Source organism: Phenylobacterium sp. GW821-FHT12F10 (genome assembly GCF_058806695.1).
Window position 1 is genome coordinate 84,807 of the sequence record NZ_JBXAPY010000002.1, and the last position, 22,352, is coordinate 107,158.

Below are 22,352 nucleotides of genomic sequence, written 5' to 3' on the forward strand. Positions count from 1 at the left end.
ACAAGGCCCGCATGCTGAGCTGGATCTATTCGACCCTGGGCCACGCCTGGGGGCCTTTGCGCCTCTTCGATTCGTTCTTCTTCCTGGCCGGCACGGGCTTCGCCGCCAGCGCCCTGGTCACCTGGGTGATCCTGCCGCGCCTGTGGTCGCGCCTGCCCACCGACCGAGGCCGGGCCTTCGCCGTCAACGCCGAGATGAGCGTCGGCAAGCCCATCAGCGCGGGCCTGATCTTCGTCAGTGTCTTCGTCGCGGCCTGCCTGATCTTCGTGCCGTTCGGGGCGCGCTGCCTGCTGACCCTGCCCCTGATGGCAGCCGCCATGCTGGTGGGCTATTTCGACGACCGGCGAGGCGGGTTCTCGGAGTACCAGCTGGCCCTCATGGACCTGGCCATCGCCGTCGGCGCGGCCATGGTGATCTGCGGCTTTGAGCCCACCACCATCTGGCTGCCGGGCTGGAAGGGCGTGCTGACCCTCGGCCCCTGGCTCTCCATCCCGCTGGCCACCGGCCTCATCTGGCTCTCCATCAACGCCACCAACTGCTCCGACGGGGTCGACGGGGTCTCGGGCAGCCTGACCGGCACCGCCATCCTGCTGCTGGGGGGGCTGCTCTATGCGGTGATCGGCAACGAGGTGGTGGCCGGCCACCTCAACATCCCCGTCAGCCGCGAGGGCGCGAACTGGGCGATCATGGCCTTCCTGATGGTGGGCTGCGTGGCGGGCTACCTCTGGTACAACGCCGCCCCCAGCCTGGTGCTGATGGGGGACGCCGGCTCCCGGCCGCTCGGCCTGCTGATCGGCATGCTGGTGGTGGCCACCAACAATCCGCTGTTCCTGCTGCTGGTGGGTTCGGTGATCCTGATGAACGGCGCCACCGGCCTGGTGAAGGTGGCCCTGCTGCGCTTCTTCGGCCTGAAGATCCTGGCCGGCGTCCGCTTCCCCCTGCACGACCACTGCCGCAAGGAGCTGGGCTGGTCCAACACCCAGGTGCTGGTGCGCTTCATGCTGGTGCACCTGGGCCTCTCGGCCCTGCTGGTCATTCTGGCCCTGAAGGTCCGCTGAGCCCCGCCAGCACCGGCGGCACGGCGCGGCTCTTCTTGTCGTCCAGCGGGAAGTCGTAGACCGCCGTCGAGCCGTAGCGGTGCGGCGCCTGGGGATCGTGCCGGCGCTTGTCGAAGGCCACCACCCGGGTGCCCAGCTTGAAGGCCTCCTTGATGTCGTGGGTGACCATCAGGATGGTGAGCTTGTGCTCGGCCCACAGCTCGGTGATGAGGCCGTGCATGTCCAGCCGCACCCCCGGATCCAGGGCCCCGAAGGGCTCGTCCAGCAGCAGGATCCGCGGCCGGGTGATGAGCGCCTGGGCCAGGGCCAGGCGCTGCTGCATGCCCCCCGACAGGGCGCGCGGATAGGTCTTGAGATTGTGCTCCAGCCCCACCCGCGCCAGCAGGGCCTTGGCCGCCTCGCGCGCCTGCTTCCGGGCCTTGCCCCCCAGCCGGCCGCGCAGGGGCGACCCCAGGCAGTCTAGGCCGAAGGTGACATTGTCCAGGGCGTTCATGTGCGGGAAGACCGAGTAGCGCTGGAACACCACCCCCCGGTCGGGGCCGGGCTCCGGCGACAGGGGCTCGCCGTCCAGCAGGATCGATCCCCGGGTCGGCGCCTCCTGGCCGAGCGCCAGGCGCAGGAAGGTGGACTTGCCCGCCCCCGAGGGCCCGATGATGGAGACGAAGGCGCCGTCGGCCACCTCCAGACTCACCTTCTCCAGGACGATCTTGGACCCGTACTCGACCCAGACATTGCGGAAGGCGAGCACGCTCATCGGACGTTCCGCGGCGGGTGGGCCCAGGCGAAGCTGGTGCGGCTCCAGGCCTGCAGGGCCAGGTCCATGATCACCGCCAGCAGCGAGATCCAGACCACGTAAGGCAGGATGATATCCATCGCCAGGTAGCGCCGGACCAGGAAGATCCGGTAGCCAAGGCCGACGTCCGAGGCGATGGCCTCGGCCGAGATCAGATAGACCCAGGCCGGGCACAGCGAGAGCCGCAGGGAATCGATCAGGCGGGGCAGGGCCTGGGGCAGGGCGACGCGGAGCAGGGTCAGCCAGGTCGAGGCGCCCAGGGTCTGGGCCTTGACGATCTGCTCCTCGGGGATGGCCGCCACGTGGCCGGCCAGGTCGCGGACCATGACCGGGGTGATGCCCACGAAGATCAGCACGATCTTCGAGGTCTCCCCCAGGCCGAAGACGATGAACAGGATGGGCAGGACCGCGATGGGCGGGATCACCGAGATGGTCGCCACCAGGGGGCCGAGGCTGGCGCGCACATAGGGCAGCAAGCCGATGGTCAGGCCCAGCACCAGGGTGGTCGCCGCCGCCAGGCCGACGGCGATCCCCAGCCGCCGGAGGCTGGCGCGAGTGTCCGACAGCAGGGGCACCTCGCCGGTGCGGGGGTCGGGCTCGAAGGCCATGGTCTGGATGCCGGCGGCCATGGCGGCGGGGATCGGGGTGATCTTGTCGCGGGGGTTCTCGGTGTGCCGCGCGGCGGCCACCACCAGGTAGAGCAGGACCAGGACCAGGATCGGCAGCAGGCCCAGGAGGAGGCGACCCCCGACACGCGGCCGCGCGTTCAGCAGACGGCGCATCGGAAATCGCCTCCTTGGGTAAGGGGTTACTGAGCGGGGCCTAGAGCTTGCCGTCGGCGGCGGCCTGCACCCAGGTCGGGTCGTAGCGCAGCTTCACGTTCTTCGGGTCGCCCAGGATCTTGCCGCCCGGGAACTCGATGCCGATGTCGTCCACCGACTTGGCGCCTTGGCCGAACAGGCCGTTCTCGAAGCTGAACTTGCGCACCTTGTCGTTGGCGGTGACCAGGTCGGGGCTGACCGTGGCCGCCAGGGCCGCCTTGGGATCGTAATAGAGGTAGGTGGTCTTCAGCTGGCTCTCATAGCCGGCCAGGTCGGTGCCGGAGATCTTTGCCATGGCCTCGCGGGCGGCCTTACCGGCGGCGTCCTGCTGGTTCATCAGCATGGTGGTCTCGTACCAGATGCCGGCCAGGGCCTTGGCCAGGTTCGGATTGGCCTTGGCCACCTCGGTGGAGATGATCATGCCGTCGAGGATTTCGCCGGGGATCTTGGAGCTATCGAACACCTCCTTGGCGCCCGGCAGCTTCTTGATTTCCGACAGCTGCGGGTTCCACGGCACCACCGCCTTGGTCTCCGGGGCCGAGAAGGCCGCCACGATGTCGGCGTCGGAGGTGTTGACCACCTTCACGTCGGTCATCTTCAGGCCGGCGCTCTCCAGCCCGCGGGCCAGCAGGTAGTGGGAGACCGAGTTCTCGACCAGGTTGACCGGCCGGCCCTTGAGGTCGGCCAGCGTCGCGCCGCCCTTCAGGATGATGCCGTCGTTACCGTTGGAATAGTCGCCGATCATGATGAAGGTGGTGTCCTTCCCGGCGGCGGCCGGGATGGTCAGGGCGTCCATATTGGTGGAGGTCACCGCGTCCAGCTTGCCGGCGGTGAACTGGTTGAGGCTTTCGACATAGTCGTTGATCTGCACCAGCTTGATCTTGACGCCGTACTTGTCGGACCACTTCTTCACGATCCCGGCCTGCTCGGCGTAGGGCCAGGGCATCCAGCCGGCATAGATGGTCCAGCCGACGGTGTACTCCTTGCCGGCCGGGGCGGCGGCCGCCTCGGTCTTGGTTTCCGTCTTCGGACTGCAGGCGGCGAGCGCCAGGCCGACAAGGGCCGCCGTTGCGGCGACTTTCACTCCGGTAAGCCACTTGGTCATATCGATCCCCTGTTCCGCAGACCGGCCCTCGCCCGTCTTTCGAGCGATATTACTGAGTGGGCAGATCGTAATAATCCACGGCTCCGGCGCGCCCGGCGCGGAGAGGGACGCAGGCGCCGCAAAACGAGGCAGAGAGGCGCCCGGATGAGCGTCCAGGCGTCAATCCGCGGGCCTGCCACAGGCCTTTGACCTCCGGCGTGGGTGAATGCGAACCGATCGATTGGTAATACGCGCGACGCCTGGGAGACGGCCCGTGACACGCAATTTCCAGACTGTGCCGGTGGTGGACATCGCCGGCCTCGGCTCCGCCCGGGCGGCGGACCGCCAGGCCGTGGCCGAGGCGCTCGGCCAGGCGGCGCGGGAGGCGGGCTTCCTCTATGTCACCGGCCACGGCTTCGATCCGGCCCTGATCGCCGACCTGCTGGCCGCCGCCCAGGCCTATTTCGCCCGGCCCCTGACCGACAAGATGGCCGCCTATATCGGCCGCTCCAGCAACCACTCCGGCTATGTGCCCGAGGGCGAGGAGGTGTTTCCGGGCGGCAAGATCGACCGCAAGGAGGCCTATGACATCGGCCTGGACCTCCCGGCCGGCGACGACCGCGCCCCGCTGATGGGCCCCAACCTGTGGCCCGACGATCCGGTCTTCAAGGCCGCGGCCACCGCCTACTATGCGGCCATCTCGGCCCTGGCGCGCAGGCTGTTCGGCGGCTTCGCCCTGGCGCTCGGCCTGCCCCAGGATCATTTCGAGCCCCACCTGACCTGTCCCCCCAGCCAGCTCCGCGTCATCCACTATCCCTTCGATCCCCAAGCCGAGCCCGACCAGCAGGGGATCGGCGCCCACACCGACTATGAGTTCTTCACCCTGCTGCACGGCGCCGCGCCCGGGCTGGAGGTGATGAACGGGGAGGGCGCCTGGATCGACTGCCCGCCGATCCCCGGCGCCTTCGTGGTCAATATCGGAGACATGCTGGAGGCCTGGACCAATGGCGAGTTCGTCGCCACCTCCCACCGGGTCCGCAAGGTCGGCGAGGAGCGCTACAGCTTCCCCTTCTTCGCCACCTGCGACTACTGGACCGTGGTGGAGCCCCACCCCGCCTTCGTCAGCGCCGATCGCCCGGCCCGCTATCCCCGCCTCATCTCCGGCGACCACCTGATGGCCCAGACCATCGCGACGTTCGGGTATCTGAAGGACCGCCGAGAGGGCGCCGTGGCGAGCCCGGCCTTCGGAAAGCAAGCGAAGGTCTAGCCGCCCCACCTCCGCTCCCCCTTGGGGGAGAGGGTAGGGTGAGGGGGCGCGCAGCAAGGCTGCGCGTCACGACGCCGGAGCAACAACGGAAGAGCAGAAGGGGCCCTCACCCGACCTCTCCCGCAAGGGAGAGGAGAAGAGCCTGGCGCCCGGCTTCGGCGCGTTGCGGCCATATCCTGCTCAGGCTTTAGGCAGGCGCCCGGAGGAAGGCCGCGCACCGGCGCCAAGCCATATCCACCATCCGTCCCAGGCCTACCCTCGAACCTCGTCCGGAGGTTGCCATGACTCCTCGAAAAGCCAACAGCCCCAAGATCCCCCAGCCCGCCGCGGCCGTCCCCTGGATCGTCCTGCTGCGCTCGGCCCTGTTCCAGGCCATGACCGTGCGGGCCGATCGGCTGGGCTAGCGCGCCCCGGCCCGGCGCCGTGCGGTCGCCGGCTCGGCCGTTCCGTGGGCGTGAAGGGGCGGCAGCAGGGAGCGGGTGGTCACCAGCTTGAGCTGCTGCACGGCGCGCACCCGCCGCAGCCTGTCGCAGAGCTGGTGCAGCCGTTCGGCCGAGCCCTGGACCAGCAGCACCTCCAGCGAGCGGTCCTCCTCCAGGAAGACGTGCTGGGAGGAGATCACCTCCGGCAGGTATTCGCTCTGCACGCGGGCCAGGGCGTGGCGCACCCGGCCGCTCTCGGCGCGATAGATCAGGGTGATGGTCCCGGCCAGGACCCCGTCGGCCAGGCCGCCGTCCGGATCGGCAAGCTCGTGGCGGATCAGCTCGGCGATCATCTGGGAGCGGCTGGGCAGGCCGCGCCGCGACACCAGGGCGTCCAGTTGCGCCAGCAGCTTGCTGGGCAGGCTGATGCCGATGCGGGCGAGCTGGGGAAGGAGATCGGAGTCCAAGGCGTAATCCAAACATGACAGGCGGCCCCCGACAGTCGCACGGGCGGTGCGCGGCGGGCAACGCGGCAGACCCGATTTCACGGACTCTCAGCGCTCCGCCTCAGGACGGAGCAGGCGCCGGGACGTCGCAGTCGATCAGGCTCCAGTCCGCCGGATCGACCCCGCCGATGTCCTGGCCTTCCAGCCAGGGATAGGAGGACAGGGTCACCCGCCGTCCGGCGCCCGCCATCTCGCCGTGGCAGATGCGCATGGAAAGCGCGGCGATGGCCGCCTCGCGCTGTCCCGCCGCCAGGGCCTCGGTGACGATGGCCGCCAGGGATTCGCCCTTCGGCAGCGGCGCCTCCCGGTCGAGGATCTCGGTGAAGTGGCCGCCGGCGATCACCAACAGCCCTGCCCCGCCGCGCGCCTTCCGATAGGCCGCCAGGGGCAAGGCGCTGCCCGGCTCGCGCCGCCAGATCTCCTGGTAGGCCGAATGGATGCCGTCCTCGATCATCACCTCGCCCCGCACGGCGAAGGTGGCCTCGTCCGGCGAGTCGCTGGGGGGCTGGTAGTCGAGATCGCGCCGCCACAGGCAGACGTTTCCCGTCGCGCTCAGCTCGCCGGCGAAGCCCTGCACGGCCGCCAACTGGATCAGCTCGGCGTCGGTATAGTCGGCGAACCCCGTCGCTCCGGGACGGCTGGGGCGGTCGGCCTTGACCCGGATATCGGCGTACCAGGAGCGGGCCTGCAGCCACAGCACGCGGGTGGTCTCGTCGCGGTAGCCCTTGGGCGTGGTGATCACCTCGCGGCGCCACAGGCCGGTGAGTTCGGGGGGGACGAAGGCGGTCATGGTCAGGCCTCCAGGGGCCGGTGGCGGCCCATCAGCTTGGGCAGGTCGCCGATGGCCGCCAGCAGGCTGAAGGCGGAAAAGCCCAGGGCCATGAAGATCACCGCCCCGACGCACATGGTGGGCTCATAGCCCGATCTCAGACTGGTGAAGATGCGGATCGGCAGGGTCTGCACCGAGAAGCCGGCCACCATGTAGGCGATCAGATACTCGTTCAGGCTCAGCACAAAGACATAGACCAGGGCGCAGAGGATGTAGGGGGTCATGGCCGGGCGGACCACCATGCGGAAGGCCTCGGCGTCCCCGGCGCCCATGGTCTGGGCCGCCTCGATCAGGGCGCGCTCGATGGACTGGAAGCCCACCGACAGCATGGCCACCGGAATCCCCAGCAGGATCACCGAGTGGCTCAGCACCACGTTCTCGATCCGCCCCACATGGCCCACCACGCCCCAGAAGGCCGAGAACATCAGGGCGGTCACCACGCCCGGCAGCAGGAACAGGCAGGAGCCCACCCCCGCCAGGGCCTTGGCGGCCTTGGAATTGTAGCGCCAGACCGCGTAGGCGATCGGCAGGGCCACGGCCACGGCGATGAAGGCCGCCAGCACGCTGATGGAGAGCGAGGTCTCCAGGGACTTCATCCAGGCCGTGTCGGCGAAGAAGGCCTTGTACCATTTCAGGGACAGCGCGGTGGGCGGGAAGCTCATCCGCCGGGTCTCGTTGAAGGAGACCCCGATCACCACCACCAGGGGGGCGGCGATGAAGGCCGCCACCAGGGTCAGGAATCCCCGCCGCAGCAGGGTGCTCAGCAGGCCGCCGTTCATGAGGCCGGGCTCCCGCCCCGGGTGAGCAGGCGCACCAGGCCCAGCAGGCCCGCCATCAGCGACACCAGGGCCACGGCCTGGGCGGCGGCCAGCGGCATGTTGCCGGTGGTCATGGCGGCGTTGGAGATGACGATCCCCACCGTCCACTGCTGCGGCCGACCGAGCACCAGCGGGGTCAGGTAGGAGCCGACGGTGAAGATCACCACCAGCAGGCCCGCCGAGAGCAGCGGCCCCTTCACCATCGGCGCCACCACCGTCAGGAAGGCCCGCGCCGGCGAGGCGCCCATGGTGGTGGCCGCCGCCGGGATGTCGTCGTCCAGCTGCGACATGGCCGGATAGAGGAACAGGATGATGTAGGGCAGGACCAGATAGACCAGGCAGACCATCACCGCGGCGAAGTTGGGATAGAGCGAGTGGGGGGAGGCCATCACCCCCAGGGCCACCAGGGCCTTCACCAGGCCGCCGCTGCCCGACAGCAGAACCTGGAAGGAAAAGACGATCAGCACCTCCGACAGCGACAGGGTCGAGAGCAGGCCCACCAGCCAGGCGATCTGGGCCCGGCGCTTCATGCGGCTGATGAAGTAGGCGACGGGGAAGGCCAGGGCCACGCTGATCACTGCGGTGGTCAGCGCCAGGCTGAAGGAGAATAGGGCCACCCTCAGGAACTGCGGCGTCATCAGCTGGGCGTACTGGGTCAACTCCAGGCCGGGCGACCACAGGCCGCCGGTTCCGCGATGGGCGAAGCTGAGCTGCAGCAGCAGGAACAGCGGGATCAGGCATAGGGTGATCAGGAACAGGGTCGGCAGGGACAGCAGGCCCGCCAGCACCAGCCGGTCGCGGTCGGCCGGCGCATCCTCGGCCTTCAGGGGCAGGGCCAGGTCGGTCATGCGGCCAGGACGCGGCACTGGTTCCGGGGCAGGCGCAGGTGGGCGACGTCCCCGGTCCCGGCGCCGATCCAGTCGCGCGGCTGCACCACGCTCAGCACGTCGCGGCCGTCGCAGTCGAGGTGGACCTCGACGCTGGAGCCCATGTCGCGGATGAAGGTGATGCGCCCCGACACGGTGTTGTCTCCGGCTGAGTTGGCGGCGGTGAGCTGGATGTCCTCGGGCCGGATCGACAGGGTCGCCTGGGTCGCGAGCGTCGGCGCCGGCATCGGCGCGACCTTCAGGATATTGGCCCCGAACCGGACGGTGTCGGCGTCCAGCACCTCCACCGGCAGCAGGTTGGACAGGCCCACGAAATTGGCCACGAAGCGGTTGGCCGGGGCGCGGTAGATCGACAGCGGGCTGCCGTACTGCTGGATCCTGCCGTCCCCCATGACGGCGATGGAGTCGGCCATGGACATGGCCTCGCGCTGGTCGTGGGTCACCAGGATGGTGGTGATCTTCAGGCGCTTCTGCAGGAGGCGCAGCTCGATCTGCATCTCCTCGCGCAGCTTGGCGTCCAGCGCCGAGAAGGGCTCGTCCAGCAGGAAGACCGGCGGCTCCTGGGCGAGCGCCCGGGCGATGGCCACCCGCTGGCGCTGGCCGCCGGAGAGCTGGCTCACCGCCCGCTTCTCCATGCCCGGCAGGCGAACCAGGGTCAGCAGCTCCTCGACCCGGGCCCGGCGCTGGCGGGCGTCCTGGCCCTGCAGGCGCAGGCTGAAGGCGATGTTCTCCCCCACCGACAGGTGTGGGAAGAGGGCCAGCGACTGGAAGACCATGCCGAACTTGCGGACATTGGCGGGCTGGCGGGTGATGTCGCGGCCGTTCAGGGCGATGGCGCCCTCGCCCGGGCTTTCCAGCCCCGCCACCATCCGCATCAGGGTGGTCTTGCCGCAGCCCGAGGGGCCGAGGAAGCAGACGAACTCCCCCTGGGGGATGGACATCGACACGTTGTCGACCGCGACGTGGGCCCCGAAGGCCTTGGTGACGTTGCTGATCTCAAGCCCGAACATGGGTGCGGCTCCTCAGCTCGAGATCATCTTGTTGAAGTTGGTGGCCATGAAATCGAGGTGGTCGGCGCGGGCCTGGGTGTTGATGTTGATCGGCGGGATGTCGCTGGAGACCCGGTTGAACTCCTCGGGCGTCAGATTCATCAGCTCGCGCTTGATCAGGGGCGGGGCGTTGACCTTCCTCGCGATCAGCTGCTGGGCCTCCGGCGAGCACATGAAGTTTATGAAGGCGTCGGCCTGGGCGACCTTGGTGGAGGCCATCGGCTGGCACCAGCAGCCGAAGTCGATCACCGCGCCCTCCTTGGGGAAGATGATGGAGAGCGGGGTGCCGCTGGACTTCAGGGTGGCGGCGACGTCGGCGTAATAGACCCCGCCCTTCACCTCGCCGTTCTCCAGGGCGGTCTGCATGGTGCCCTCGGAGTCCCACCACAGCTTGGTGTTGGGCTTCAGCTCGGCGATCTTGTCGATCACCTTCAGGATACCGGCCTCGGTGTTGAGGATCTCCCCGCCGCCGAAATAGGTGGCCGCGGCGATGTCGAAGATCGGGCTGGTGCCGGCTCCGGCCAGGCCCCAGGCGTCGCGGTAGATCGGGTCCCACAGGGTGGTCCAGCTGGTGGGGGTCGTCTTGATCTGGTCGGGGTTGATCACCAGGGCCAGGAACCAGCCCAGGGCGCCGACCCCGTCGATGCCCTTGGGACCGGTGGAGACGTACTGCGGCGGCAGGTTGCCGAGATTGGTCAGGGGCTTGGGGTCGCGGATGCGCCAGAGGTTGGCGTTGCGGCCGCGGTTGATGTCCACCGCCGTGGAGATGCAGAGGTCCATGGGGGCGATGCCGGCCTTGTTGGCCTCGATCAGCTGCAGCAGGAACTGCAGGCCCGCGGGCTGGGGGATCGACTCCACCTTGATGCCGGTGGCCTTCTCGAACACCGGATAGACGTGGGCGGACATCGCCTCCTCGAAGTTGCCGCCATAGCTGGACACCTTCAGGCTGTCGCCGCCGCCGCCAGAGGCCTTTGGGGAGCAGGCCGCCAGGCTGAGGCCCGCGGCGCCCATCAGCAGGCCTCGTCGGTTCAGGACACCCGATCGTCGGCCCGCGGCCCCGTCTTCGTCTCTGTCCATAGCCACGCTCCATCCGTACCCCCTGACAGTCGATCCGCGCCGGAGGGCTGGCAAAGCCTGCCGGACCTGACCGCCGGCCCCCGTCCCGATTGCCCTGAACCCGTGCAAGGAAGGGGCGCCTTGCGACTACGTTTCGAGCAATTCGTACTACTGAGCAGGCGCCGGGCCACAGACTCCCGTTCGATGGACAGGCGGGGGCGGCGCCTGTGCGGGAAGCGCGGAATGATGGCCTCGACACCTGTTCAGCCGAGGCCCGGACCCATGCCCTTCGACACCGAAATCGACGCCGCCGACCGGCCCCTGCTGATCGACAACACCTGGCGCGCCGGCGGGGACGGGGAGTGGCTGCCGATCCTCAACCCGGTGGACGAGGGCGTGCTCGGCCGCTTCGCCGTGGCCACCGCCGACGACCTCGACGCGGCCCTGGCCAGCGCCCAGCGCGCCTTCCTGTCCTGGCGCGATGTGGGCCCGCTCGCCCGCGCCAATGTGCTCCACGCCGCCGCCGCCCTGATCCTGGAGCGGGCCGACGCCCTGGCCCGGGCCCTGACCCGCGAGCAGGGCAAGCCGCTCGCCCAGGCCCGCGCCGAGATCGAGGGGTGCGCGCGCGCCTTCGACTGGGCCGCCGAGGAGGGGCGCCGCACCTATGGCCGGGTCATCCCCGCCAATACCCCGGGCCTGGTCTGGACCACGGGCCGCTTCCCGGTCGGCCCGGTGGCCGCCTTCACCCCCTGGAACTTCCCCGCCTCCCAGGCCGCCGCCAAGATCGGCAGCGCCATCGCCGCGGGCTGCTCCATCATCCTCAAGGGTCCCGAGGACGCCCCCAGCGGCTGCGTGGGCCTGGCCCAGGCCCTGGTGGACGCGGGCCTACCCCCGGGTGTCTTCAACCTGGTCTTCGGCCGCCCGCCGGAGATCTCACAACGCCTGATCATGTCGCCGATCATCCGCAAGATCTCCTTCACCGGCTCGGTCCCGGTGGGCAAGCACCTGGCGGGTCTGGCCGCGGCCCAGATGAAGCCCTGCACCATGGAGCTGGGCGGCCACGCCCCGGTGCTGGTGTTCGGCGACGTCGACCCCGTGGCCGCCGCCAGGACCCTCGTGGCCGGCAAGTTCCGCAACGCCGGTCAGGTCTGCATCTCCCCCACCCGCTTCATGATCCACGAGTCGATCTACGAGCCCTTCGTCGAGGCCTTCGTCGAGGGCGCCAAGGCCCTGGTGGTGGGGAACGGGCTGGACCCGGCCACCGAGATGGGGCCCCTGGCCAACGACCGCCGCCTGGCTTCGGTGGAGGCCCTGGTGGCCGACGCCGTGGCGGCCGGCGCCGTCCTGCGCACCGGCGGCGAGCGGATCGGGAACACCGGCTATTTCTACAGGCCCACCGTGCTCACCGACGTGCCGGAGACCGCCCGCATCCTGCACGACGAGCCCTTCGGGCCCCTGGCCGTCCTGGCGCCCTTCGCCGACCGGGAAGAGGCCATGGACCGCGCCAATTCCACCCCCTTCGGCCTGGCCGCCTACGCCTTCACCCACAGCCAGTCCGACGCCGCCTTCGTCGCCCGCCGGTTCGAGAGCGGCATGGTGGGGATCAACACCTTCATGATCGGCGGCGCCGAGGCGCCCTTCGGCGGGATCAAGGAAAGCGGCTACGGCCGCGAGGGCGGCATGGAGGGGATCGACGCCTATCTCACCACCAAGGTGGTGGCCCACATGCCGGCCTAGACGCGAGACAGATCGCCGACCGGCGGTTTATGAATGACCCCCAGGCCCGGGGGGCGCGCGTGGACCACGAGAGCATCAACACCGTCGATCTCGCCATGGAGACGGCCGGCGAGACGGACGCCGCCGCCGGCGCCCTGCTGGAGGTTCAGGCCCGGCTGACGCGGGCCCAGCTCCGCCAGATCGGCCTGCAGATCCACAACGACCGCCTGCTGCTGGCCATGCGCATCCTGATGGCCGCCGCCGCCGCCGCGGCCGCCTTGGCGGTCGGGGTCTGGCTGTGGCTGGCGGCCCACGACCACGGCCTGGTGGTCGAGGAGTTCTCGGCCCCCAGCGATCTCGCCGCGCAGGGCCTGAGCGGACGAACCGTCGCCGCCCGTGTCCTGGACCGGCTGATCACGCTCCAGGAGGCGACGGTCTCGCTGAGGGCCCCCGACAGCTATGCGACCAACTGGGGCAAGGACCTGTCGCTGCAGATCGGCGGCAGCGGCGTCTCCGTCGACCAACTGGACCGCGCGGTGCGGGACGCCCTGGGCGATCGCACCCACATCACCGGCGAGGTCTACCGTCCGGCGCCCGGCAAGGTGACGGTGGCGGTTCGCGCGGGATCCCGCGCCGCGGTCAGCCTCACTGGCCGCGCCGATGAGATCGAAAGCCTGATCACCCAGGCGGCCGAGGCGGTCTACGCCCAGACCCAGCCCTTCCGGTACGCCAATCACCTGAGGAACACCGGCCGCTACGACGCGGCCATCGCCCTCTTCCGGCACATGTCGAGTCGCGGGTCGGCCCACGACCGGGCCTGGGCCGAGGCGGGCCTGGCCTACACCTATCTGCTGGTGGGCGACGCGCGGGCGGCCACCGAGGCCGGGGAGAAGGCGACGCGGCTCGATCCCGACCTACCGGCGGCCTGGCTGAACCGGGCCGCCGCCGACTATGCCCGCGGCGACAGCGAGGCCTTCCTGGCCAACAATCGAAGGGCCCTGGCCGCCCTGCAGGGCAAGCCCAGGTCCATCGAGCCCTCGGTGGTGGCGGCCCTGCGCGCCTCCCTCGCCGAGAACATCGCCGCCGACCTCGGCGACTTCGCCGGCGCGGCCCGTCACGCCAAGGCGCTCGGCGAGCTGTCCGAGGGCCTGACCATCGTCGGCGGCGAGGCGCCCTTCCTGCGCGCGGGGGACCTGGCGGCGTCCGGCGACCTGGCCGGCGCGCGCGCCATCCTCGCCGACTATCCGGAGGCGGCCGACGCCTGGATCGTGGTGCAGCCCTATCTGTGGACCCCGCACCTGCCCGGCGTGATGATCGCCGAGGCGGGCGGCGACTGGGCCGCGGCCCTGCCGGGCCTGAAGGCGGCCGTGGCCGCGGCGGAGGCCGGCGGTCCGATGAGCCAGATGAAGGCGCGGGTCTATCTGCGGCCCTGGCTGGCCTACGCCCTGGCGAAGACCGGCGACCTGGCGGGCGCCCAGACCCTGGTGGCGCAGTTCCCGGCCGCCTGCGTGCTGTGCGCTCGGATGACCGGGCGGGTCGCCGATCTGGCGGGCGACCCCCGGGGCGCGGGGCAGGCCTTCGCGCGGGCCGCCAGTCTGGCGCCCTCCTCGCCCTTCGCCAATATCGATTGGGCGGCCATGCTGCTCCGCCGGGGGGACCCCGCGGGCGCGGCGGTGAAGGCCCGGGCGGCGGTGGCGGCGGGTCCGCGCGCCGCCGCGGCCCTATCCCTGCTGGCCCAGGCCCTGGACGCGCAGGGCCGTCCGGCCGAGGCCGCCGCCGCCCGGCGGCGCCTCAGCAGTCTCTAGTCCTCCGACTCGCCGCCCTCGTCCTCGTCCCCCTGTTCGCCAGCCTCGGCGTGGGCGGTGGGGGTGAAGGCGTTGGGGTCGATGCGGGTCGCGCCATAGGCGGCCGCGCCCATCATCACGGCGACGAGCGGAATGGCGAGGGGCAGGGGCGGCGCCGCATCCGTGGCGCCAGGGTGCCGGTCGGCCCGTTTCGATCCGGTGATGAAGGCGCCGATCAGATTCTCTCGGCTCAGCAGCGACATGATCAGGACGGAGGCCACGTGAACGCCCGCGAGGGCCAGCAGGCCGTAGCCCAGGGCGCCGTGCAGATCCTCGCCGGCCTCGCCCCCCATCGCCGCGCCCGTCATCACCGTCGCCGCGGCGAGTCCCAGCAGGCCCAGGATGGCGATCCCGCCCAGCGGATTGTGGCCAAGGGACGCCGTTGGCTTGCCCCTCATCAGCTCCCGCAGATGTCGCCCGATCTCGGAGGGACGAAGGAAGCTGGCGAACCGGGCATGTTGGCCGCCGACGAACCCCCAGACCAGGCGGAAGGCGATCAGCACCGCCGCGACCCGACCGGCGACGCTGTGCCAGGCGGAGAGAGGCCCTTCGTCCTCCGCGGAGATCAGGGCGACGGCGACCGCCGCCACCAGGGCCCAGTGGAACAGTCGCACCGGCAGGTCCCAGACGCGGACAGTGTTCGGGCGGGGCTCGGGGGGATGGGGCATGGGGTTCTCCTTGCCCAGCACCCTGCTCGCCGCGGCTGACGAGAACCTGACGGCCTGTCGCCTCAGTCCGGGGCGGACGCCGGATCATCTCGCGGCGGGAAGCTGCAGGCGAACAGGGCGCCGCCATCGGGCAGGCTGCGGGCCGAGATCGCGCCGCCATGGGCCTCGACGATGCTGCGGACGATCCCGAGCCCCAGGCCGGCGCCGCCTTCCCGCGCCCGATCCTGGCGCCAGAACCGCCCGAAGATCTTCTCCACATCGCCCGGGGGCAGCCCCTCGCCATGGTCGCGCACGGCGAACTGAGGACCGGGCCCGAGGATCACCTCGATGGGGCCCCGGGCATGATGGATCGCGTTCTCGATCAGATTCCTCAGCGCGCGGCCGATCGCCTCGGGATGTCCCTGGATCGGGGCGGCGCCCTCATCGACCAGGCGCAGGTCATGGCCGGCGGCGAAGGCCTGGGGCGCCAGCTGGGTCACCACCTCGCTCGCCACCCCGCGCAGATCGATCGCCTCGGCGTCATGGAGACTCAGGGCGTCGGCCTGGGCGAGGTCGAGCATCTGGTTCACCAGACGGGTCATCGCCTGGACCTCCTCGCCGAGCCGGGTCTTGGTCGCGTCGTCGGGCAGGGCGTCTATGCGGAGCCTGAGCACCGACAGGGGGGTGCGAAGCTCGTGCGCCGCGTCGGCGGTGAAGGTCTTCAACAGCGTCATGGCCTTCTGCAGCCGATCGAGGGCGCGATTGACGGCGCGAACCAGGGCTTCGACCTCGCGGGAGGCGGCCGGCGGGGTGAGCCGGGTCTCCATCCGGCTGGGGTCCAGGGCGTCGACCTCGGCCGCGGCCTGGGACAGGGGGGCGAGCATGCGCCGCACCACCTGGACGTTGAAGATCAACAACAGGAGCGACAGGGGGATGAGGGGCAGGGCCACGTGCTGCAGCAACTCCCGCCCGATCACGGGCCAGTAGAGCCTGCGCCCGACCGCGTCGGCCGAGATCAGGATCCAGTAGGTTCCCGCGCCCGATGTGAAGCGGCGCAGGCCGGTGACACGCACCCCGTCGCCGACGCTCTCGCGCCGTGTCCAGTCGAGGGTCGCCGGGGTCGGCCAGAACGCCGCGGAGACCGCGGGCGCGGCGTCATTGAGGCGGGCGACGGGCGCGAGGCTGTCGTCGATGACGACGACGCCCCATGCCGAGACGCCCACCGGGGCCGCGAGACGGGCGAGTTCCGACGCCGCCAGGGCGGAGCGCGGACTGGAGCTGATGGCCCGGTCGATGCGGTGGGCCTGCTGCTCGACGAAATCCTCGGCCAGGGCCTGGTCGTCCGTGGCGTAGATCGGGACGACGATGGCGATGTCGATGAGCGCGAAGGCCAGGGCCAGGACCACCAGGCGCGCGGCGATCTGGGCAAAGAGGCTGCGCTGGATCGGCGGCGCCTCAGCCACGGGCCCGCGCCTCCCGGACGGCCTCAAGCAGGGCGTATCCCACCCCGTGGGCTGTCCGCAGGATGACGTCGGCGCCGGCCGCGGCCAGGCGCTTGCGCAGCCGGGAGACGGCGACCTCCAGGGCGTTCGGCGTCACCTCGGCGTCCATGGCGTAGAGCTGGTCCTCCAGGCTGGACTTGGGGACGACCTGGCCGGCCCGGCGCAGCAGGTGCTCCAGCAGGCCCAGTTCCCGCGGCGAGATGACGACGGGCGCTCCCCCCACCGTCAGAGATCGGGTGGCGGTGTCCATGGCCACGTTTCCGGCTTGCAGCACCACGCCCAAGCAGGCGCCCGGCCGGCGCAACAGGGCCCGGCAGCGGGCGGCGAGTTCGGCCATCTCGAAGGGCTTCACCAGGTAGTCGTCGGCCCCGACGTCCAGGCCCGCGATCCGGTCGCCAAGCCCGCCCCGGGCCGTGATGATGAGGATGGGGGTTGCGTCCCGGGCGCGCCGCAGCCGCCTGACCAGATCGAGCCCGTCTCCGTCCGGCAGGCCCAGGTCCAGCAGGATCAGGTCGTAGGTGGTCAGTTCGCGCGCCTCGAAGGCGGCCTCCAGGGTCTCGCGCCAGTCCACCACGAACCCGTCGCGAACCAGACCCTCGACGATGAGGCTCCCCAGCCGCGCGTTGTCCTCAATCAGCAGCAGTCGCATGGCGGACGTCAGTTCCTTCGGGCGCTCGTTTGAAGCCGGTCACCATGGCCAGGACGAGGTTTTCCCGGTGACGCCAGCTCTCGACCAAGGCCGCCAGGACATGCAGGCTCGCCATGATCAGGATCACATTGGCCGCCGTTTCGTGGAGCGCCTCGACCCAGGGCTCGCCCCAGAAGGCGTCGAGGCCCATCATCCAGCCCGTCACGCCGCAGACGCTCACCAGGCCGATCAGGGCGATCATCACAAGGGCGCCGGCGGGATTGTGCCCGATATAGCGAGGCTCACGCCCCTGGGTGAGGGCTCGGAGATAGCCCAGCGCCCGGCGCGGGCCAGGCACGAAGTCGCCGAAGCGCGCGTGGCGCGACCCGATGAAGCCCCAGACCAGGCGCACCGCGACGGCGGCCAGCACCACGTAGCCCACATAGCGATGGACGGGCTTGATCTCCCTCAGGACGGTGAGGTTGGCGATGCACCCCAGGGCCACCGTCCAGTGGAAGAGCCGGACCACCGGATCCCAGACCTTGACGCGCCCGGGGCGCGCCGAGGCCGTGACGGGAGAGAGGGGTTGGCTTGGGGAGGTCATCGAGCCTAGTCGTCCTCGTTGTTCTGGACGACGGCGCCGGTGACGGGGTTGAAATAGACCTCGGCCTTCTTGCCGGCCTTGTTCACGGCGTAGATCTCGTAGCAGCTGCCGCTGACCTGGAAGACCTTGATCTTGGTGTAGCCCAGGGTCGCGATCTTGGCCTTCATCTGGGCCTCGGTGAGCCACTTGGCCTTGGGGGCCGTGGTGCAGGCCGGGCTGGCGGCCGCCGCGCCGGCGACGGACAGGGCGATCGCCGCGGCCGCGGCGGACATCAGGACTTTGCGCATGGTCATTTCCTTGGGGTTGGTCGGGCGAGGCCCAATGACGCCGACCCTAGGCGGCGGAGCTGACGGGAACCTGACGGCTGAGATTTCCGGCGGGCGGGGCGATCCGTCAGGTTCTCGTCAGCCGCGCGGACCAGGGTCGCGCCCGCGCATTCCGCGCCCCCTATCGGAGATGACCATGTCCCTCACCAAGGCCCTCGCGAGCGCGGCCCTGCTGTTCTCGATCTGCGCCGGATCGGCCTCCGCCGCCGACGCTCTCGCCCCCCAGACCCGGGCCAATCTCGAAACCGCCATGCAGGGCGAGGCCTTCGCCAACCTGAAGTATCTGCGCTATGCCGAGGTGGCGCGGGAGGCCGGCGACGAGGCCCTGGCCGCGCTGTTCACCCAGTCAGCCAATGTGGAGGCCAATGAGCACTTCGCCCGCGAGGCCGACGCCCTGCGCCTCGACGGCACCAACGCGGCCAATCTGGCCGACGCCATGGCGGGCGAGACCTACGAGAACAGCACCATGTACGTGACCTTCGCCAACCAGGCCGAGGCCGCCGGGGACCTGAAGACCGCGGCCCTGTTTCGGCAGATCGCCGTCGACGAGGGTGACCACTACGCCCGCTACAAGGCCGCCGCCGACCGGCTCCGCCAGAAGTAGGCGGAGCTAGCGGGCGGCCTCGGTCTTGGGCGGGCTCGGGAACTCGTTCACGGCCTTGCGCTTGAACGGGTTTTCCTTGTGGATCGGGAAGTCGATCTTCAGCTCCCCCAGGCAGATCTTCTTGCGCAGGTGCTTGGCGCCGTTGACGCTGAAGCCCGCCAGGTGGTCGCCCGCCACGATGCGGTTGTACTTGGCCGGGACCTCGTCGGTGACGAACTGGGGCAGGGGCTCGATCAACGTGTGATAGTCCACGGCGAAGAACAGCGGCATGGAGTAGCGCTCCTTTCCGGTGTTCACCACACGGTGCTGGGTGGCCTTGAAGCGGCCGTTGGTCCAGCCCTCGATCAGGTCGCCGATATTGACCGTGAAGGTGCCGGGGATCGGCGGGGCGGCCACCCATTCGTCGGCGGCGTTCATCACCTGCAGGCCGGGACCGGCGGTGTGCAGGATGGTGAAGCACTCAAAGTCGGAGTGGGCGCCGATGCCCAGGTTGTCGTTGTCCATCGGCCGATCGTTGGGCGGATAGTGCAGCAGGCGCAGCTGGGACGGGGCCTTGCGGGTCAGCTTCTCGAAGAAGTCCTCGGGCAGGTCCAGGGCGATGCTGAAGGCCTTGAACAGCTGGCGGCCGACCTCGGTCACCGCGTCGTAATAGGCCATCACCTCCTGCTCGAAGCCGGGGATCCAGTCGGGCCACTGGTTGGGCACCAGCATCAGGTTGCCGGCCACGAAGTCGGGGTCGTCCTGGGCGATCGGCAGGGCCACGTCGAAGGCCGCGTGCAGGCGCGGCTTGGTGAGGTAGTCGTGGTCGGGATTGGGCTCCACCAGGCGGTAGAGCTCGGGATCCCCGTCGTCGTCCTTGTCGCCGTCCGGCACCCAGCCGCGGGTGCCCGGCGAGTTGCTGATGTGGACGGTCTGCTTGAGGTCCTTGGGGGAGGCGTGGAACTGGCGCGACAGCTCGTAGGTGCGCGCGATCAGCGCCTCGGGGACGCCGTGGTTCTTGATGTAGAAGAAGCCGTCGGCCTCGCAGGCCCGGCGGATCTGCGCCACGCAGGCCTCCAGGGCGGCGCGATCGGTTCCGCGCAGGGGGGAGATATCGATCACCGGGATGTCGGTGACGGAGACCCGCTTGGCGCCCATCTCGGCGGTGTCGGGCTCCGGATCGCGGATCGCCGTCGTCGTCTGGGTCATGCCGAGCCTCCAGGTCACTCTGTCGAGGACACCCTGACGGGGGGCGGGTTCTCTGTAACCGGAAGACTGGCGCAAAGGCTGGCTGGTGCGCGAAAGTAACACGATTTGCTCAGGTCGTACTCAGCGGGCGCCATCGCCTTGCTCAGGAAATCCAAGCGTTACAAGCAGAAACCCCGACCCAGGCCTTGGCCTGAGTCGGGGCGGCAGAGCTTCGAGCCGGCTTGAGAGGGCCTAGAACGAGCGCTCGAAGCGGAGGCCGACCCGCCGGGGCGGCAGCACGGTGTAGAAGAAGCCGCGCTGATAGACGGCGGCGCCGGTGTCGTCGCTGACGACCTGGTTGTAGGCCGGGGTGTTGCGCACGCCCGTGCGGACGAAGGTGTCGAACAGGTTGTCGGCGTAGAGGGTCGCCTTCCACATGTCGGCCACGTACTCGATCGACAGGTTGTGCACGGCGTAGGCGGGCAGGGTGACGCCGCCGCCCTTGCCGCCGGCCCGGGTCAGGACGTCGCCGGCCGCGGTGACCCCGTAGCCGAAGGCGAGATCGCCGTCGAACATCGGGATCTCGTAGCGGGCATAGATGCTGCCCTGGTCCTTGGGCGACCCCGGCAGGCGGTCGCCCGCCTCGCCCGCGGCGTACCGAAGGGTGCCCTGGAAGCCGGGCGGGGTGATGTAGGGGATCAGGTTCGGGGTCCCCTCCACGAACTCCGTCTGGTTGTGCATGTAGCTGCCGCGCAGGGAGAAGCCCTCGAAGAGGTCGGCGGCGAAGTTGATCTCCACCCCCTTGGACTCCGCGTCCCCGCCATTGATGGTGATGGGCTGCAGGCCGTTCTGGGTGGCGGAGTCCACCTGCGGGCTCTTCCACTGGATGTAGTAGAGGGCCGCGTTCAGGGTCAGCCGCTTGTCGAACCACTGGCTGTGGACGCCGAGCTCATAGTTGACCGTCTTGTCGGGCTGGAACTCCATCTCGTTGGGCAGGGCGCAGACGATCTGGTTGACCGGCAGGGGATTGGGGCAGGCGCCCACCCCGTTGTCGCTGCCGATGCGATAGCCTTCGCTGACCGTCAGGTAGGTCATCACGTCATCGCTGAACTTGTACGAGGTGTTGAACTTGAAGAGCCAACCCTTGTCCTTCTGGCCGACGTCGGAATAGCTCACCACCAGGGCGTCGACAGGGGTCCGGCCGTTGACGGTGGTCTCCCACAGGGGCAGGTCGGTGCCGCTCTGAACCGCCAGGTCATAGGTGTAGTAGCGGGCGCCGCCGGTGATCTGCCAGGCCGGGGTGATCTGGTAGCTGAGCTCGCCGAAGCCGGCCGATTCCGTCAGCTTGCTCTTGGTGACGCTGTAGTACTCGACGGAGTCCGGGCGCAGCGGGCCGGTGGCGAACACCGACTTCAGATAGGCGTCATAGTGGGGCGTGAACTCCTTGGACGAGGAGTCGATGTCCTTCTTGTTGTAGAAGGCGCCGATGATCCAGCTCAGGGCGGAGTCGCCCTTGGAGACCAGGCGCAGCTCCTGGGTGAAGCCCTTGTCCTCGCGGTCCTCCTGGGTGAAGGCCGAGAAGGTCGGGAAGGCCTCGTAGCTGTATTCCAGGCTGATCAGCAGGTCGGTCTGGTCGCGATGGCCGAGCGCCTTGAACTTGGAGGCGCCGGTGGCCGAGGTCAGCTCGGCGAAGCCCAGGTCGAAGCTCGCCTCCAGGGCCAGCAGTTGGTTGGTCATCTCGTTGGGCTCTTCCACCCGGGTGAGGGAAGACCACTTGTCGATCTTGACCGGGAAGCTGGTGACGCCGCTGCCGCTGATCTGGCGGCCGCCCACCTTGGCGTTCTGGTAGTAGTAGGTGAGGTTCAGATCCACCGCGTCGGTGGGCTTCCAGCGGAAGCCCAGGCGGCCCGACAGGGTCTCCTCGGTGTTGACGTCCTTCTTGCGGTGCAGGTTGGCGCGGACCGCCGTCGGGTTGGTGAAGTCCGGATCAGGGTCGGAAACCCCCACCTCGTTCACCAGGAAGGGCTGGTCGATGAAGCCCTCATCGTTGAGCCAGTCCACCGAGGCGCGGATGGCGAAGGTGTCGCCGATCGGGGCGTTCACCGTGAAGCCGACGTCGGTGCTGGGGTTCTTGCCGTGGGTGTAGCCATAGGCGTCGCCGCGGACGCTGCCGTCCCAGGAGCCCAAGTGGGGCCGGGTCGGGATGTAGCGGATGGCGCCGCCCAGGGTGCCGGCGCCGTAGAGGGTGCCCTGCGGACCCAGCAGGAATTCGACCCGCTCGATGTCGTTGAGCTTCAGGTCCACGAACAGCGGGATGTCGCCGATATAGGTGGCGACGGTGCCGCCCCCGTCGTTGTTGCCGTCGTTGGACCCAAGCGCGGTGGCGTTCAGACCACGGACGATAATGGTGTTGCCCTGGCGGGCCCCCTGGTCGACGACGAAGATGCCCGGCACGAACCGGGTGACCTCGGCCAGGTTGTCGAAGCCCTGTTCCTTGATCTCCTCGCCCCCGACGGCGGCGATGTTGACGGGCGTGTCCTGGATCGTGGTGTCGCGGCGGGTGGCCGTGACGATGAGTTCCGAAACGCTGGGCGCATCAGCGGCGTCGGCGGCGAAGGCCATCTGCGGCGCCGCGACGGCGACCAGAGGCAGGGCGAGCGCGCTGATTGAGCTCAGCAGCGCCTTCCGGGATAGCGATCTTACGAACATATTCCCCTCCATCTA

The 22,352-nt window shown here is 69.6% G+C and carries 22 protein-coding genes; 6 read left to right on the top strand and 16 right to left on the bottom strand.

Annotation, left to right across the window (positions count from 1 at the left end):
- Positions 1 to 11: 11 nt before the first annotated feature.
- Positions 12 to 1,058, top strand: coding sequence for an MraY family glycosyltransferase (locus tag AC1RN5_RS12820; protein WP_493041552.1), 1,047 nt, complete (start codon positions 12 to 14; stop codon positions 1,056 to 1,058).
- On the opposite strand, the gene AC1RN5_RS12825 is transcribed toward AC1RN5_RS12820, so the two are convergent.
- The 3 genes from AC1RN5_RS12825 to AC1RN5_RS12835 are packed head-to-tail and all read right to left on the bottom strand — an operon-like array spanning position 1,033 to position 3,777.
- Positions 1,033 to 1,812 (bottom strand): ABC transporter ATP-binding protein, encoded by a 780-nt coding sequence (locus AC1RN5_RS12825; protein ID WP_493041553.1) that lies wholly within the window; start codon positions 1,810 to 1,812, stop codon positions 1,033 to 1,035. The genes AC1RN5_RS12820 and AC1RN5_RS12825 overlap by 26 nt on opposite strands.
- A complete protein-coding gene (locus AC1RN5_RS12830; RefSeq protein ID WP_493041554.1) occupies positions 1,809 to 2,633 on the bottom strand; it encodes an ABC transporter permease in 825 nt (274 codons plus the stop codon). The genes AC1RN5_RS12825 and AC1RN5_RS12830 overlap by 4 nt, the downstream gene beginning before the upstream one ends.
- 40 nt (positions 2,634 to 2,673) lie before the next feature.
- Positions 2,674 to 3,777 carry a putative urea ABC transporter substrate-binding protein gene (locus AC1RN5_RS12835; protein WP_493041555.1) on the bottom strand — a complete coding sequence of 368 codons (1,104 nt, stop codon included), beginning with the start codon at positions 3,775 to 3,777 and terminating at the stop codon, positions 2,674 to 2,676.
- A 253-nt stretch (positions 3,778 to 4,030) separates the two neighbouring features.
- Here AC1RN5_RS12835 and AC1RN5_RS12840 point away from each other — a divergent pair, with 253 nt between their 5' ends.
- Positions 4,031 to 5,023, top strand: coding sequence for an isopenicillin N synthase family dioxygenase (locus tag AC1RN5_RS12840; RefSeq protein WP_493041556.1), 993 nt, complete (start codon positions 4,031 to 4,033; stop codon positions 5,021 to 5,023).
- 281 nt (positions 5,024 to 5,304) lie between these two features.
- Positions 5,305 to 5,427, top strand: a complete 123-nt coding sequence (locus AC1RN5_RS12845) for a hypothetical protein (protein WP_493041557.1) — start codon at positions 5,305 to 5,307, stop codon at positions 5,425 to 5,427.
- Here the strand turns inward: AC1RN5_RS12845 and AC1RN5_RS12850 are convergent.
- The 6 genes from AC1RN5_RS12850 to AC1RN5_RS12875 form a co-directional block, all read right to left on the bottom strand.
- The gene (locus AC1RN5_RS12850; protein WP_493041558.1) at positions 5,424 to 5,912 is read right to left on the bottom strand and encodes a CopG family ribbon-helix-helix protein; all 489 of its coding nucleotides are present in this window, start codon (positions 5,910 to 5,912) and stop codon (positions 5,424 to 5,426) included. The two genes, AC1RN5_RS12845 and AC1RN5_RS12850, sit on opposite strands and share 4 nt — an antisense overlap.
- Before the next feature lie 100 nt (positions 5,913 to 6,012).
- On the bottom strand, positions 6,013 to 6,741 hold the full coding sequence (locus AC1RN5_RS12855; protein WP_493041559.1) for a hypothetical protein: 729 nt from the start codon (positions 6,739 to 6,741) through the stop codon (positions 6,013 to 6,015).
- A gap of 2 nt (positions 6,742 to 6,743) precedes the next feature.
- A complete protein-coding gene (locus tag AC1RN5_RS12860) occupies positions 6,744 to 7,559 on the bottom strand; it encodes an ABC transporter permease (protein ID WP_493041560.1) in 816 nt (271 codons plus the stop codon).
- Complete coding sequence (locus tag AC1RN5_RS12865) at positions 7,556 to 8,446, bottom strand: ABC transporter permease (RefSeq protein ID WP_493041561.1); 891 nt, start codon at positions 8,444 to 8,446, stop codon at positions 7,556 to 7,558. The genes AC1RN5_RS12860 and AC1RN5_RS12865 overlap by 4 nt, the downstream gene beginning before the upstream one ends.
- Complete coding sequence (locus AC1RN5_RS12870) at positions 8,443 to 9,495, bottom strand: ABC transporter ATP-binding protein (RefSeq protein ID WP_493041562.1); 1,053 nt, start codon at positions 9,493 to 9,495, stop codon at positions 8,443 to 8,445. Before AC1RN5_RS12870 ends, AC1RN5_RS12865 begins: the two co-directional genes overlap by 4 nt.
- 12 nt (positions 9,496 to 9,507) lie before the next feature.
- Positions 9,508 to 10,611, bottom strand: coding sequence for an ABC transporter substrate-binding protein (locus AC1RN5_RS12875; protein WP_493041563.1), 1,104 nt, complete (start codon positions 10,609 to 10,611; stop codon positions 9,508 to 9,510).
- Positions 10,612 to 10,872: 261 nt separating this feature from the next.
- Here AC1RN5_RS12875 and AC1RN5_RS12880 point away from each other — a divergent pair, with 261 nt between their 5' ends.
- Positions 10,873 to 12,327 carry an NAD-dependent succinate-semialdehyde dehydrogenase gene (locus tag AC1RN5_RS12880; protein WP_493041564.1) on the top strand — a complete coding sequence of 485 codons (1,455 nt, stop codon included), beginning with the start codon at positions 10,873 to 10,875 and terminating at the stop codon, positions 12,325 to 12,327.
- A 59-nt stretch (positions 12,328 to 12,386) separates the two neighbouring features.
- Complete coding sequence (locus AC1RN5_RS12885) at positions 12,387 to 14,111, top strand: hypothetical protein (protein ID WP_493041565.1); 1,725 nt, start codon at positions 12,387 to 12,389, stop codon at positions 14,109 to 14,111.
- Here the strand turns inward: AC1RN5_RS12885 and AC1RN5_RS12890 are convergent.
- The 5 genes from AC1RN5_RS12890 to AC1RN5_RS12910 form a co-directional block, all read right to left on the bottom strand.
- On the bottom strand, positions 14,108 to 14,818 hold the full coding sequence (locus AC1RN5_RS12890) for a cytochrome b/b6 domain-containing protein (RefSeq protein WP_493041566.1): 711 nt from the start codon (positions 14,816 to 14,818) through the stop codon (positions 14,108 to 14,110). The two genes, AC1RN5_RS12885 and AC1RN5_RS12890, sit on opposite strands and share 4 nt — an antisense overlap.
- A gap of 62 nt (positions 14,819 to 14,880) precedes the next feature.
- Positions 14,881 to 16,260, bottom strand: a complete 1,380-nt coding sequence (locus AC1RN5_RS12895; protein WP_493041567.1) for a sensor histidine kinase — start codon at positions 16,258 to 16,260, stop codon at positions 14,881 to 14,883.
- Positions 16,253 to 16,948, bottom strand: coding sequence for a response regulator (locus AC1RN5_RS12900; protein ID WP_493041568.1), 696 nt, complete (start codon positions 16,946 to 16,948; stop codon positions 16,253 to 16,255). The genes AC1RN5_RS12895 and AC1RN5_RS12900 overlap by 8 nt, the downstream gene beginning before the upstream one ends.
- Positions 16,929 to 17,531 (bottom strand): cytochrome b/b6 domain-containing protein, encoded by a 603-nt coding sequence (locus AC1RN5_RS12905; RefSeq protein WP_493041569.1) that lies wholly within the window; start codon positions 17,529 to 17,531, stop codon positions 16,929 to 16,931. The genes AC1RN5_RS12900 and AC1RN5_RS12905 overlap by 20 nt, the downstream gene beginning before the upstream one ends.
- A gap of 5 nt (positions 17,532 to 17,536) precedes the next feature.
- Positions 17,537 to 17,818, bottom strand: coding sequence for a PepSY domain-containing protein (locus tag AC1RN5_RS12910; RefSeq protein ID WP_493041570.1), 282 nt, complete (start codon positions 17,816 to 17,818; stop codon positions 17,537 to 17,539).
- Positions 17,819 to 17,993: 175 nt separating this feature from the next.
- On the opposite strand from AC1RN5_RS12910, the gene AC1RN5_RS12915 reads away from it, so the two are divergent.
- Positions 17,994 to 18,461 (top strand): ferritin family protein, encoded by a 468-nt coding sequence (locus AC1RN5_RS12915; protein WP_493041571.1) that lies wholly within the window; start codon positions 17,994 to 17,996, stop codon positions 18,459 to 18,461.
- Between the two features lie 6 nt (positions 18,462 to 18,467).
- Here AC1RN5_RS12915 and AC1RN5_RS12920 read toward each other — a convergent pair whose 3' ends face one another.
- Together AC1RN5_RS12920 and AC1RN5_RS12925 are read right to left on the bottom strand one after the other, a co-directional pair.
- Positions 18,468 to 19,649: an isopenicillin N synthase family dioxygenase gene (locus AC1RN5_RS12920; protein ID WP_493041572.1), complete on the bottom strand. Its 1,182-nt coding sequence runs from the start codon at positions 19,647 to 19,649 to the stop codon at positions 18,468 to 18,470.
- Between the two features lie 231 nt (positions 19,650 to 19,880).
- Complete coding sequence (locus AC1RN5_RS12925; RefSeq protein WP_493041573.1) at positions 19,881 to 22,337, bottom strand: TonB-dependent receptor; 2,457 nt, start codon at positions 22,335 to 22,337, stop codon at positions 19,881 to 19,883.
- Positions 22,338 to 22,352 lie beyond the last annotated feature (15 nt).

Coding starts and splice junctions, on each gene's coding strand:
- AC1RN5_RS12880 (WP_493041564.1), top strand. CDS start 10,873: ATGCCCTTCGACACCGAAATCGACGCCGCCGACCGGCCCCTGCTGATC.
- AC1RN5_RS12890 (WP_493041566.1), bottom strand. CDS start 14,818: ATGCCCCATCCCCCCGAGCCCCGCCCGAACACTGTCCGCGTCTGGGAC.
- AC1RN5_RS12830 (WP_493041554.1), bottom strand. CDS start 2,633: ATGCGCCGTCTGCTGAACGCGCGGCCGCGTGTCGGGGGTCGCCTCCTC.
- AC1RN5_RS12925 (WP_493041573.1), bottom strand. CDS start 22,337: ATGTTCGTAAGATCGCTATCCCGGAAGGCGCTGCTGAGCTCAATCAGC.
- AC1RN5_RS12820 (WP_493041552.1), top strand. CDS start 12: ATGCTGAGCTGGATCTATTCGACCCTGGGCCACGCCTGGGGGCCTTTG.
- AC1RN5_RS12905 (WP_493041569.1), bottom strand. CDS start 17,531: ATGACCTCCCCAAGCCAACCCCTCTCTCCCGTCACGGCCTCGGCGCGC.
- AC1RN5_RS12835 (WP_493041555.1), bottom strand. CDS start 3,777: ATGACCAAGTGGCTTACCGGAGTGAAAGTCGCCGCAACGGCGGCCCTT.
- AC1RN5_RS12910 (WP_493041570.1), bottom strand. CDS start 17,818: ATGCGCAAAGTCCTGATGTCCGCCGCGGCCGCGGCGATCGCCCTGTCC.
- AC1RN5_RS12875 (WP_493041563.1), bottom strand. CDS start 10,611: ATGGACAGAGACGAAGACGGGGCCGCGGGCCGACGATCGGGTGTCCTG.
- AC1RN5_RS12865 (WP_493041561.1), bottom strand. CDS start 8,446: ATGACCGACCTGGCCCTGCCCCTGAAGGCCGAGGATGCGCCGGCCGAC.
- AC1RN5_RS12845 (WP_493041557.1), top strand. CDS start 5,305: ATGACTCCTCGAAAAGCCAACAGCCCCAAGATCCCCCAGCCCGCCGCG.
- AC1RN5_RS12855 (WP_493041559.1), bottom strand. CDS start 6,741: ATGACCGCCTTCGTCCCCCCCGAACTCACCGGCCTGTGGCGCCGCGAG.
- AC1RN5_RS12825 (WP_493041553.1), bottom strand. CDS start 1,812: ATGAGCGTGCTCGCCTTCCGCAATGTCTGGGTCGAGTACGGGTCCAAG.
- AC1RN5_RS12915 (WP_493041571.1), top strand. CDS start 17,994: ATGTCCCTCACCAAGGCCCTCGCGAGCGCGGCCCTGCTGTTCTCGATC.
- AC1RN5_RS12870 (WP_493041562.1), bottom strand. CDS start 9,495: ATGTTCGGGCTTGAGATCAGCAACGTCACCAAGGCCTTCGGGGCCCAC.
- AC1RN5_RS12900 (WP_493041568.1), bottom strand. CDS start 16,948: ATGCGACTGCTGCTGATTGAGGACAACGCGCGGCTGGGGAGCCTCATC.
- AC1RN5_RS12860 (WP_493041560.1), bottom strand. CDS start 7,559: ATGAACGGCGGCCTGCTGAGCACCCTGCTGCGGCGGGGATTCCTGACC.
- AC1RN5_RS12920 (WP_493041572.1), bottom strand. CDS start 19,649: ATGACCCAGACGACGACGGCGATCCGCGATCCGGAGCCCGACACCGCC.